This window comes from Alloiococcus otitis ATCC 51267 (assembly GCF_000315445.1).
GTDB lineage: Bacteria > Bacillota > Bacilli > Lactobacillales > Carnobacteriaceae_A > Alloiococcus > Alloiococcus otitis.
Genome location: NZ_JH992960.1, coordinates 142,703 through 154,044, shown reverse-complemented (window position 1 = coordinate 154,044; position 11,342 = coordinate 142,703). Strand labels below are relative to the sequence as shown.

Sequence of the window (11,342 nt, the reverse complement as noted above, 5' to 3'; positions counted from 1 at the left end):
GATTTATTGTCCAGTTTTAACTTCGAAACTATCCTTATTTTGATTTATTGTCCAGTTTTAACTTCAAAACTTCCTTATTTTTATTTATTGTCCAGTTTTAACTTCGAAACTTCCTTATTTGGATTTATTGTCCAGTTTCAGCTTCAAAACTTCCCTATTTTGATTTATTGTCCAGTTTCAACTTCAAAACTATCCTTTTATAAACCAGTTGCTCTTTTTTAACAATAAAAAATAAGTCATTTCCCATGATTGTCGTAAATTAAACATTATTTATACCTATTTGCCCTACACCATATCCATTTATTATAAAGGCAAGTTTAAAAAGCTTCCTCCGCCTCTTAAAGTTAGCGGAGAAAGCTAGGCCTATACTGGATATAAATTTTGGCTCAGGCCTTACTCTTCTTCTTGGTCAATTTCTTGGCCATCTAAGGCACTGATAAAGACATAGTCGTCATCAGTTTCAAAGGAATAAACAGGTTGGTCATAAGCAGGTTGGTAGAAGAGGTGCCAGCTGTAAACTTCCTCTCCTCCTGTTACTTCTTGAACCCGGTCCATGGCTTCATTAGGCTGGAGGACACTGTCTATTTCAATGATGTCGAGAGGTTCCACATTGTTTTCCTCTTGGCTATCGACTAATTCATTCTGGTCGGCATCAATCCGATATTCATAGTGGAAAGCCCCGTCCCAGGCAACAATAATGTAATGGTCTCCTTCTTCATCCTGATCAAAGAGGACATCGCTGATATTGTAATTGGACTGGTTAGTAGCAGCGCGGACAATGGGGTAAATTTCATTTAAATTGCTTAAGAAAGTTCGGTCTGATATATCTTCCTTAGATCCCTGGTCTGCTTGAGCCTCTTGACTTTGGTCTTCTTGATCACTTTCCTCTTGACTTTGGTCAGGCTCCTGGTCATTGTCGTCACTGACCGGGTCCGGTTGCGGATCAGTTTCTTGGGCTTCTTCCTCTTCATCACCTGCATTTTGATCAGCTTCTTGTTCTGAACTATTATCTTCTTCCTGGTCCATGTCTTGTTCCACTTGAGTTTCTTCTTGGGGATTTGGATTTTGATCTTGATCTGACTCTTGGTTTCCTCCTTGGCATCCTGCTAGGACCAGTAAACTTGCCAAGGTAAGAGACAATTGTTTCAACTTCACTTAATCACCTCATCTATTATAATTAAATTTTAGCGTAATGCCTAGACCTAGGGCTAATAAGCCTAGGCCTGGTAGGATCCATTTATTGCTTGCTGTATCCGGCAGTTTCTGACCTCCCGCTTTCTGCTTGGCGTATTGGTCTTTCAATCGCTCAGCCTCTCTTGGACCTTCACTGAGTAAAACATCAATCAGGTGGTCCAATTCCTCTCCTTGGGGCTGGTAATCGCGAATAATATCTTTTTCAGGCCGGTCAGGTTGAGGGGAAAAACTTGGATCCTTAGGTTGGGGCTTAGGTTTTGGAGCCGGCTTCGGTTTCGGACCGGGTTCAGGCTTGGGTTCCTCAGGCTTTGGCTCAGGTTTGGGTCCTGGTTCGGGCTCTGGCTTCGGTTCTGGCTGAGGTTTAGGCTTCTCTGGTCCAGGCTTTGGCTCAGGTTCCGGTTCTGGACCCGGTTCGGGTTCGGGCTCTGGCTTCGGTTCTGGCTGAGGTTTAGGCTTCTCTGGTCCAGGCTTTGGCTCAGGTTCCGGGGCTGGCTTCGGTTTGTCTTCAGGCTCCGGTTTGGACTCACGATCTTGCCCAGTTTCTGGCTTGTCCTCTTCCCCTTGTTCTTCCACCTCATTTTCCTGGGCTTGGATAGGATCGGGTTTGGCCTCTTCCATTTTACCTTTATTTTGGACTTTCTTAAAGAGCACAACTTGCTTTTGGACCTCTTTTGCCCCTGATCCTACTTCAATATCAATCTTTTCTGGACTTTCGTTCGCACTGCCTTCTTTCTCTTCCTGGATTTCTGAACCAGGAGAAAAATCTTCTAGTCTTGGCTCATCCCATTCCTGGTCAGGGACAGAAGGTCTTGCTCTTACAGGATCAAATGATTCATCTGAAAGCTCACTGGAATCTTCTTGATAAAAATAGTTTCCTTGGCTTTGCGGGCTAGCCCAGACCTCTTGACTCAAAAAAGTCAGGTTGAGTCCCAAGCAAAGACCAAGTGCCATAAATCTTTTCCGGGCTGTTTTGCTTTTTGTCATGAATCCGCCACCTATCCTGTGATCTTAGTTAAAATCTACCACAAGCCTGAGTCGCAATCAATCTATTTATCGTCTTGTAACATGACCTACACCTTTTTGTAATATTTTGGTGGATTAATTCCATAAAAGGTTCCATATGTAGTAAACCACCAGCGGCAATAGTCAATCCCAGCTGGTGGTTGAAGATTATATTTATTTGTTTAAGTTATAAAAAGCATCTTTGCCACGGTAGACAGCTTGTTGACCCAAGCTTTCTTCAATGCGGAGCAATTGGTTGTATTTGGCAATACGGTCGGTCCGTGAAAGTGACCCGGTTTTGATTTGGCCAGCATTGGTTGCCACCGCAATATCAGAAATAGTTGCATCTTCTGTTTCACCAGACCGGTGGGAGATAACTGCTGTGTAACCTGCTTGTTTAGCCATTTCAATTGCGTTAAAGGTTTCAGTCAAGCTACCAATTTGGTTGACCTTGATTAGAATAGAATTGCCTACACCTTTTTCGATACCTTTGGCAAGAATTTCAGTGTTGGTGACGAATAAGTCATCGCCAACCAGTTGGACCTTGTCACCTAGGCGGTCGGTTAATTTTTCCCAACCTTCCCAGTCGTTTTCATCCATTCCGTCTTCGATGGAGATGATAGGGTATTTGTTGACCAATTCTTCCAAGTAGTCAACTTGCTCATCAGCTGACCGTTTAGCTCCCTTGTCTCCTTCAAATTTAGTGTAGTCGTACACTCCATCATGGTAGAATTCAGAAGCAGCGATGTCAAAGCCTAAGAAGACATCTTGGCCAGGCTCTAAACCAGCTTTTTTGATAGCTTCTAAGATGGTTTCAACCCCATCTTCAGTACCTTCAAATTTAGGAGCAAAGCCACCTTCATCTCCGACAGAGGTTTCCAATCCACGGTCTTTCAAGATGGACTTAAGGGCGTGGAAAATTTCAGCACCCCAGCGAAGCGCTTCTTTGAAAGTAGGTGCTCCAGTTGGTAAAATCATAAATTCTTGGAAGGCAATTGGGGCACTGGAGTGAGATCCACCATTGATGATGTTCATCATTGGTGTTGGCAAAACTTTCCCGTTAAAGCCACCAAGGTAGTGGTATAGGGGAAGACCAACGAACTCAGCAGCAGCCCGGGCAACCGCAATGGAAACACCCAAGATGGCATTGGCCCCTAATTTGCCTTTGTTGTCAGTACCATCCAAGTCGATTAAGGCTTGGTCGATGCCCAATTGGTCTCTAACATCAAAGCCTATGATTTCGTCAGCGATGACATTGTTCACATTATCAACCGCTTTTTGGACTCCTTTACCTGAGTAGCGGTCTTGTTCCCCATCTCGTAACTCAACCGCTTCGTGTTCACCAGTTGAAGCACCTGAAGGCACAATTCCTCGACCAAAGGCACCTGATTCAGTAACTACTTCAACTTCTACAGTTGGATTCCCTCGTGAGTCTAAGACTTCTCTAGCGTGAAGATCAATAATATTTGGCATGGTTTTCTCTCCTTCATAGGGTTTTACTATTTTTTCTAAAAAAATTGACTTTAGTTATGATCAATTAAAGATCGGCCGGTCATTTCTTCTGGTTGATCAATGCCAAGCAATTCAAGCATGGTAGGTGCCACATCGGCCAACTTGCCATCCTGTCGCAATTTGACACCTGACTTGGTTACAATCAATGGGACCGGAACAGTGGTGTGGGCAGTATGGGGGTTGCCTTCTGGAGTTTGAAGGGTGTCAGCATTGCCATGGTCAGCAAAGATGATGGCTGCCCCATCTTTTTCTAGAATCTTGTCTACTACACGGCCCAAGTTTTCGTCTACTGCTTCAACAGCCTTGATGGTAGGATCTAACTTACCAGAGTGGCCCACCATGTCTGGGTTGGCGAAGTTAAGAATGACGGCATCGTATTTGTCCTCGTCCAAGTCAGCTACTAGGGAATCAGCCACTTCATAAGCGCTCATCTCTGGTTTCAAGTCATAGGTTTCCACTTTTGGGGATGGGATAAGGGTCCGACTTTCGCCAGGATATTCCTTGTTGTCCCCACCGTTCATAAAGAAGGTGACGTGGGGGTATTTTTCTGTTTCAGCAATCCGAAGTTGGCTTAATCCGTGGTCAGCTAAAACTTCTCCAATCACATTTTTAAGCTTGACAGGAGGGTACATCACTTGGGCATTCATGTCTTCCGTATACTGAGTCATGGTGGTCAGCTTGACATCTTCTAAGGCTTGACCCAGGTCAAATTCGTCAAAGCCAGGCTCAGACAAGGCCCGGGACAGTTGAATTGCCCGGTCAGGCCGGAAGTTAAAGAAGACTACGCTGTCTTGGTCGGATAATGGACCAATTGCTTGACCTTGGTCGTCTGTTAACACAATTGGTTCAATAAATTCATCCATAACATCATCAGCATAAGAGTTTTGAATGGCTTGAACAGGGTCTTGGGCTTGGTGACCTTGGCCATAGCGGATAGCATCATAGGCTTTTTTGATTCTTGGCCAGCGGTTATCTCGGTCCATAGCATAAAAACGGCCACTGATGCTTGCAAGACGGCCCAAGTCCTGATCTTTTAAGGCTTGGTTTAAGTCAGCAATAAATCCAGAAGCAGAATCCGGTGCCACGTCACGACCGTCTGTAAAGGCGTGAACATAGACCTTGTCCACTCCCTGTTTTTTAGCCTCTTCCAAGAGGGCGAGGAGGTGGCGTTGGTGGGAGTGAACGCCACCATCAGATACCAAGCCCATAAAGTGAAGGGCTGAGTGCTTGCTTTTGGCATGGTCGATTGCATCTTGGAAGGCTGGGTTACTGGACAATTCCCCTTCTTCTATTGACTTATCAATTCGGGTAATACTTTGGTAGACAACCCGGCCAGCCCCAATATTGGTATGACCTACTTCTGAGTTACCCATTTGCCCTTCTGGTAGGCCAACAGCTTGGCCAGATGCCTGCATAGTAGCATGAGGGAATTGGTCCCAGTAGCGGTCAAAGTTGGTTTTTTTAGCTTGGGCTACTGCATTATGGTCGGTTTCTTCCCGCCAACCAAGGCCATCTAAGATGATAATTGCAACTGGTTTTTTTGTCATTATTGAACCGCTCCTAATAATTGCAAGAATGATTCAGCTTCTAAACTAGCACCGCCCACTAAGGCCCCATCAATATCAGAAGTCGCTAGGAAGTCAGCAATATTGTCTGGCTTGACAGATCCACCGTATTGGATCCGGACTTGGTCAGCGACTTCTTGGCTATAGAGGTCAGCTACAGTTTGGCGGACTACTTTAATGGTTTCATTAGCTTCTTGTGGGCTGGCTGTTTTCCCAGTTCCAATCGCCCAAATTGGCTCGTATGCCAGAACGAGATTTTGAACCTGGTCTCCGTCAAGTCCTTCCAAGGCAGCCTTGACTTGACCGGCCACAAAGTCACTTGTCTGGCCTGCTTCTTTGGTCTCCAGTGACTCCCCTAAGCAAATAATAGGGAGCATATTATTCCTGAAAATAGCCTTGGCCTTTTTGTTCACGTCCTGGTCGCTTTCGCCAAAAATATCCCGGCGTTCAGAGTGACCGATAATCACATAGTCAGTCCCCAGGTCAGCGAGAGCCAAGGGGGAAGTTTCCCCTGTGAAAGACCCAGAATCTTCATAGTAGGCATTTTGAGCTGCCACTTTCACATCCAAATCAGCTGTTAAATCTACTAATGACTGGGTGAAAATGTTAGGTGCCCCAATCACAGCTTCAACCTGGTCTGGCTTGGGCAACTTGCCCTTGATGGTTTCAACAAAAGATTGGACTTCTGGCGCCGTTTTGTTCATCTTCCAATTTCCTGCAATAATAGGTTTACGCATCAATGATCAAACCTTTCTTAACTTCTGTCTTACTTGTCCGAAATTGCTGCAATGCCTGGTAATTCTTTGCCTTCAAGGTATTGCAAGCTAGCTCCACCACCAGTTGAAATGTGGTCAAAGTCATCGGCAAAGCCTAAGTCGCTGGCAGCTGTCGCTGAGTCGCCACCACCGATAATAGTGGTTGCTGGGATTTTGGCTAGGACTTCACAAATTTGTTCAGTCCCTTTAGCAAAGTTGGCCATTTCAAAGACGCCGAGCGGTCCGTTCCAAACCACCGTCTTGGCATCCTGGAGTTCATCAGTGAAAAGGTCAACAGTTTTCGGACCAATGTCTAAGCCTTGGTAGCCCGGTTCAATTTTGCCTTCAAAGACCTGGCTTTCTGTCTCATTGTCAAAGTCCTTGCCGGCAACTGTGTCAACAGGTAAGACCAACTTGTCCCCTGCTCGGTCTAGTAGGTCTTTAGCCAAGTCGACCTTGTCCTCTTCTAAGAGGGAGTCGCCGATGTCTTTCCCTTGGGCTTTGAAGAAAGTGTAGGCCATGCCACCGCCGATTAAGACCTTGTCAGCCTTGCCTATGAGGTTTTCGATAACCCCGATCTTGTCAGATACCTTAGCACCACCCAGTATGGCTACAAAAGGTCTTTCTGGATTGTCAACAGCACCACCGATAAAGTCAATTTCTTTTTCGATGAGGAAGCCAACTGCAGAATCCAAGTGAGAAGCAATCCCCACATTGGAAGCATGAGACCGGTGGGCAGTTCCGAAAGCATCATTGACATAGAGGTCACCTAAGCTAGCCCAATATTTACCAAGTTCTGGATCATTTTTACTTTCCTTCTTACCATCCAAGTCTTCGAACCGGGTGTTTTCCACTAATAGAACTTGGCCGGCTTCAAGCTTGTCAACCGCCTCTTCTAATTTTGGACCCCGGGTTTCTGGGATAAAGGTCACTGGCTTACCTAGCAAATCGCTTAGACGGTCAGCAACTGGTCGAAGGGAGTTTTTGGCCTTATCTTCTTCACTTTTGACCCGGCCCAGGTGGGAGAAAAGAACCAATTTAGCACCCTGGTCGATCAAGTAATTAATGGTCTCTAATGATGCCTGAATCCGGTTGTCGTTGGTGATCTCGCCATCTTTCATGGGAACGTTGAAATCGACCCGGACGAGGACTTTTTTGTCTTTTACATCTAAATCTTTAACAATTTGCTTAGCCATAGTAGATTACACAACCTTTCATGATATGTAAGAGACCGGGCCGGTAGGAAGTAGCCGACCCTCTCTTAAAAAAGCGGGGAAGCGCGTTTGCTTCCCCGCTTGTCTCACTCGGTTTCTTTCTTTATAGTGGGTTGACAGATCTTATAAAGATACCAGGTGTTCTAGTGTACGGATAAGGTTACCGGTAAAGCCGTATTCATTGTCGTACCAAGCAACTACTTTAACCAATTGGCCGTTTGCGCCATCGATTACCTTAGTTTGAGTGGCATCGAAAATTGAGCCAGCTGGGTCACCGATAATATCAGATGAAACAATTTCATCTTCATTGTATTCAAATGCATCGCTGCTTGCAGCTTTCATTGCCGCATTCACTTCATCAGCGGTTACTTCTTTGTCTAAGGTAACGTAAACTTCAGTCATTGATCCTGTAATGGTTGGGATACGGACAGCAGTGCCGTCAATTTTACCGTCAACTTCAGGGATAACTTTACCCACTGCTTTAGCAGCTCCAGTTGATGCTGGAATCGCGTTGGAAGCACCAGCCCGGCTTTTACGTCCACCAGGTGCATCTTGAAGAGACTGGGTAGCAGTGTAAGCGTGGATAGTGGACATCAAACCACTGTTCAAGCCGTATTCATCATTTAGGACTTTAACGACTGGAGCTAGGCAGTTAGTGGTACAAGATGCAGCTGAAATAACTTTGTCGTCCGCATCCAGAATATCTTGGTTAACCCCATAAACAACAGTTTTAGTGTCAGTGTCTTTGGCAGGTGCTGTAATAACGACTTTTTTAGCTCCTGCTTGAAGGTGTTTGCCAGCTTTTTCTTGGTTGTTGAAAACACCAGTAGCTTCTAGCACAACGTCCACACCGAGGTCGCCCCAAGGTAATTTTTCAGGGTCTTTTTCGTCGTAGGCTTTAATTTCTTTCCCATCGACAACAAGGGCACCTTCTTTAACTTCTACAGAGTAAGGGAAGCGTCCTTGAGCTGTATCGTATTTCAAGAGGTAAGCTAGATCATCGTTGTCTGTCAAATCGTTGATGGCAACAACTTCTAGGTCTGAATCTACTTCTAAAATACGACGAAGGGATAAACGACCGATACGTCCAAAACCGTTAATTGCTACTTTTACTGACATAAATGATTTCCTCCTTAGAAAATCTAAATTTTTATTTTAATGGGATGACTCCCAATTTAAAATCTTATTTGCTGCTACTTGGTCGGTCACTAAAATAGTATGGCTGGGTGCCACCTTGCAGTAGGCTTCAATAGCTTGCGCCTTGCCAGCCCCACCCGCTACCGCTAGGAGGTTGGGAATGGCTTGAATATCTTCTGAAGATAAGCCAATCCGAGCTAACTTATAAACAATCTCACCCTTAGCATCAATAAATTCACCAAAGGCTTCAGCCACGGCACCAGCCTTATCTAACTGGTTAATGGTGGCTTGGTCTAATCCGATTCGGTTAGCCATTTTTTTGGCATCCCCAATCCCAAAAACTGCTAAGTCAGCCTGGCTCAACCGCCTCATGGTTTCCTTAATCTCAGGCTCCTGTAAAAGTAAATTCCGGGTTTCGCTTCTGACATGGTCTGGGGCATAGAGAAGTCGACTGGTTCCATGGGTCCGGTTAGCCATCAAATCCGCGATAGCATTGGCCTGGATGGTTTGCTCTTCTCCTGCCCCGCCTCGAGCGGGTAGGAATTGGAGGGTTCGGTTGGTTGACAGGGATTCATCAAAGGACTCTGCCAACTTCCGCATGGTCGTCCCTCCCATAACTGCAATGGTCTGGCTCCCATGAGGCAGGAGGCGGTCCATGACTGCCAATGCCTCCTGCGCCAGGCTCTCTTGACTGTCCCTGCGACAAATGATGCACTGGCTTATCTCTAATTGCTTAGCGAGGGCGTCTTCTGATTCACGGAAACTGGCCTGGTCCTTGACTAGGTCTTCTAGGTCATCCAAGATCCGGATTCCTAAAGTGGTCAAAGACATACCAGCAGATGAAGTTGAAATAAAAGCCTGGTCTTTGAGAACTTGAATTTCTGTCCGCAAGCTTCGCTCAGACAGGTCTACCTGTTTGGCTAGGGCCCGGCGACCGATTGGGCTTTGACTTTCAACTTCCTTAAGTATCTGATACCGCTGAACAATGACTTGAAATGTTCCCGGTACAAGCTCTTCGATCAATGACAACATTTCAATTCGCTCCTCACTTCATTATTACTATACCATGGCACCGGAACGTTTTCAAGCCCAATAACTTTTATACCGGGACGTTTTTTGTCCAAATCCTTATAAAAAAAGAGGCAAGGTCAACTTGCCTCTTTCAGTCACTTATCCTGTTACATTAGGATAGTTTGTCACTTGTTTCCATGATATCATCAATTAAGCCATATTCTAAGGCTTCTTCAGCAGTCATAAAGTAGTCTCGGTCGGTATCCCGGTCAATGGTTTCTAAGTCTTGACCAGTTGCTTCAGCTAAAATTTTGTTTAATCTTTCACGGGTTCGAAGGATATTTTTAGCTGCGATTTCGATTTCAGTTGCCTGACCTTGAGCCCCACCTAGGGGTTGGTGGATCATGATTTCTGAGTTAGGCAAGGCAAAACGTTTGCCCTTAGCCCCTGCTGTTGCCAAGACAGACCCCATGGAAGCTGCTAGACCAATGACGATAGTTTGGACATCAGCTTTAATAAAGTTCATGGTATCATAGATGGCAAGACCAGCTGTGACACTGCCACCAGGGGAGTTGACATAAAGGTAGATATCTTTATCTGAATCTTGGGCATCTAAGAATAAAAGTTGGGAAACAACTGAGTTAGCTACATTATTGTCAATGGCATCGCCTAGAATAATAATTCGGTCTTTTAATAATCTTGAGTAAATATCATAGGCACGTTCGCCTTTTGGTGACTGTTCAATAACTGTGGGAACTAAATTCATTACTATTCCTCCTAGAGATCGATAATATTTAATTCATACCTAATATAACCCAATGGTCAATTAAAGTCAAACTTTTTCTTTTGACTTTTTCACCCTGATTAAAAGCCAAGCTTTCATTTTATATTCCTTATTGAAGTGGTATCCAGTATAATGAACGAAGAAAGAAGGGTACAAGCTATGGTAACCAACCGCATCCAAGAACTGCTAAAAACTAAGGATAATTTGGCTAAGGTTCCTCTGCTAGAGCTTTTCAATGGGATTTTCCTCAGCAATGACTCGAGTGACCGTGAGTTTTTAGCCAGCCTAGTTAACTTCCATTTGTCGACCAGACAAAAAAAGATCCTTATGGCTGATGACCCGACTCCCATTAAGCAGGCAAACGTGGACGGAGACCGAAAACGAAGACGGGAAATCAACTTGATTATCGGAGTCGATGGGGTGGGGAAGTCTATCTTCCGGGCCACTGCCCTCGACTTATTTAGTCACACTTACTTTGTCCAAAAGAACCACCATTCATTATACAAGTTTTGCCAGACATGCTTTGACCTCAAGCTCCCTCTCACCATCGAAGCCCGGTTGACTACTGACGACTTCGACCTGGTTCCGATTTGCAAGTTAGCCAAAGAAAAAGACTACCTGGTCTCAATCTATGCTATTGAAGTGGAATCAGGTGAAATTATTCATGACCGTCTGAGTAGCCGAAAAGGCCGGTCACCCTTCACAGGGGCAGAACTCCAAGCCAAGCAATTTTATTGCCAAGATTTGTTAGATGACTTATTGGACCAAGCAGACCGCTTTGCGATTTTTGATAATTCAACTTATTTTAACTTAATCCAGCTCAGTGGCAATTACCAGCTGAACTAGGATTGTGGGTTGCCCCAGCCAGAACAAATGGTCTATCTTGCTAGCTAGGCCAAGTCTTCCAAAACTAATTATTATAATTGCATGCAATTTAACCCTGGTGAAACTTTCACCAGGGTCTTTTTTTATAGTTATTCGTCACCCTTTAAGTTAGTAACTCTTTGGTTAACTAGCTATTGTCGCGTTTCCGCTCCATACGCCCCATAACTCGTTTATTGCCCAACAACTGTCGCGTTCTTGCTCTATAACTCGTTTATTGCTTAGCGATTGTCGCGTTTCCGCTCTATAACTCGTTTATTGCTTAGCGATTGTCGCGTTTCCGCTC

Annotated in this window: 11 protein-coding genes; 2 read left to right on the top strand and 9 right to left on the bottom strand. The window is 44.9% G+C overall.

Annotated elements, in window-relative coordinates; genetic code table 11:
- On the top strand, positions 1-222 hold a 222-nt coding region (locus HMPREF9698_RS09080; protein ID WP_040292713.1), incomplete at its 5' end, for a hypothetical protein.
- Positions 223-393: 171 nt separating this feature from the next.
- Here HMPREF9698_RS09080 and HMPREF9698_RS06695 read toward each other — a convergent pair.
- The 9 genes from HMPREF9698_RS06695 to clpP form a co-directional block, all read right to left on the bottom strand.
- Positions 394-1,155 carry a hypothetical protein gene (locus tag HMPREF9698_RS06695; protein ID WP_003778600.1) on the bottom strand — a complete coding sequence of 254 codons (762 nt, stop codon included), beginning with the start codon at positions 1,153-1,155 and terminating at the stop codon, positions 394-396.
- 9 nt (positions 1,156-1,164) lie between these two features.
- Positions 1,165-2,178, bottom strand: a complete 1,014-nt coding sequence (locus HMPREF9698_RS08845) for a hypothetical protein (protein ID WP_003778599.1) — start codon at positions 2,176-2,178, stop codon at positions 1,165-1,167.
- Positions 2,179-2,370: 192 nt separating this feature from the next.
- On the bottom strand, positions 2,371-3,669 hold the full coding sequence (eno, locus tag HMPREF9698_RS06685) for a phosphopyruvate hydratase (RefSeq protein ID WP_003778598.1): 1,299 nt from the start codon (positions 3,667-3,669) through the stop codon (positions 2,371-2,373).
- A 50-nt stretch (positions 3,670-3,719) separates the two neighbouring features.
- Entirely contained in the window at positions 3,720-5,255 is a 1,536-nt protein-coding gene (gpmI, locus tag HMPREF9698_RS06680; protein WP_003778596.1) for a 2,3-bisphosphoglycerate-independent phosphoglycerate mutase, read from the bottom strand.
- Positions 5,255-6,010 (bottom strand): triose-phosphate isomerase, encoded by a 756-nt coding sequence (gene tpiA, locus HMPREF9698_RS06675; protein WP_040292710.1) that lies wholly within the window; start codon positions 6,008-6,010, stop codon positions 5,255-5,257. The genes gpmI and tpiA overlap by 1 nt, the downstream gene beginning before the upstream one ends.
- A gap of 29 nt (positions 6,011-6,039) precedes the next feature.
- The gene (locus HMPREF9698_RS06670) at positions 6,040-7,224 is read right to left on the bottom strand and encodes a phosphoglycerate kinase (RefSeq protein ID WP_003778591.1); all 1,185 of its coding nucleotides are present in this window, start codon (positions 7,222-7,224) and stop codon (positions 6,040-6,042) included.
- A 141-nt stretch (positions 7,225-7,365) separates the two neighbouring features.
- Positions 7,366-8,361: a type I glyceraldehyde-3-phosphate dehydrogenase gene (gene gap, locus HMPREF9698_RS06665; protein ID WP_003778589.1), complete on the bottom strand. Its 996-nt coding sequence runs from the start codon at positions 8,359-8,361 to the stop codon at positions 7,366-7,368.
- 36 nt (positions 8,362-8,397) lie between these two features.
- Entirely contained in the window at positions 8,398-9,411 is a 1,014-nt protein-coding gene (locus HMPREF9698_RS06660) for a sugar-binding transcriptional regulator (RefSeq protein WP_003778587.1), read from the bottom strand.
- A 151-nt stretch (positions 9,412-9,562) separates the two neighbouring features.
- Positions 9,563-10,156: an ATP-dependent Clp endopeptidase proteolytic subunit ClpP gene (gene clpP, locus HMPREF9698_RS06655; RefSeq protein ID WP_003778585.1), complete on the bottom strand. Its 594-nt coding sequence runs from the start codon at positions 10,154-10,156 to the stop codon at positions 9,563-9,565.
- 150 nt (positions 10,157-10,306) lie between these two features.
- Between clpP and HMPREF9698_RS06650 the strand changes: the two genes are divergently transcribed.
- On the top strand, positions 10,307-11,020 hold the full coding sequence (locus HMPREF9698_RS06650) for a hypothetical protein (RefSeq protein WP_147292216.1): 714 nt from the start codon (positions 10,307-10,309) through the stop codon (positions 11,018-11,020).
- Positions 11,021-11,342 lie beyond the last annotated feature (322 nt).

Excerpts from the sequence above, each read along its gene's own strand:
- HMPREF9698_RS08845 (WP_003778599.1), bottom strand. The coding sequence starts at position 2,178 with ATGACAAAAAGCAAAACAGCCCGGAAAAGATTTATGGCACTTGGTCTT.
- eno (WP_003778598.1), bottom strand. The coding sequence starts at position 3,669 with ATGCCAAATATTATTGATCTTCACGCTAGAGAAGTCTTAGACTCACGA.
- gpmI (WP_003778596.1), bottom strand. The coding sequence starts at position 5,255 with ATGACAAAAAAACCAGTTGCAATTATCATCTTAGATGGCCTTGGTTGG.
- tpiA (WP_040292710.1), bottom strand. The coding sequence starts at position 6,010 with ATGCGTAAACCTATTATTGCAGGAAATTGGAAGATGAACAAAACGGCG.
- HMPREF9698_RS06670 (WP_003778591.1), bottom strand. The coding sequence starts at position 7,224 with ATGGCTAAGCAAATTGTTAAAGATTTAGATGTAAAAGACAAAAAAGTC.
- gap (WP_003778589.1), bottom strand. The coding sequence starts at position 8,361 with ATGTCAGTAAAAGTAGCAATTAACGGTTTTGGACGTATCGGTCGTTTA.
- HMPREF9698_RS06660 (WP_003778587.1), bottom strand. The coding sequence starts at position 9,411 with ATGTTGTCATTGATCGAAGAGCTTGTACCGGGAACATTTCAAGTCATT.
- clpP (WP_003778585.1), bottom strand. The coding sequence starts at position 10,156 with ATGAATTTAGTTCCCACAGTTATTGAACAGTCACCAAAAGGCGAACGT.
- HMPREF9698_RS06650 (WP_147292216.1), top strand. The coding sequence starts at position 10,307 with ATGAACGAAGAAAGAAGGGTACAAGCTATGGTAACCAACCGCATCCAA.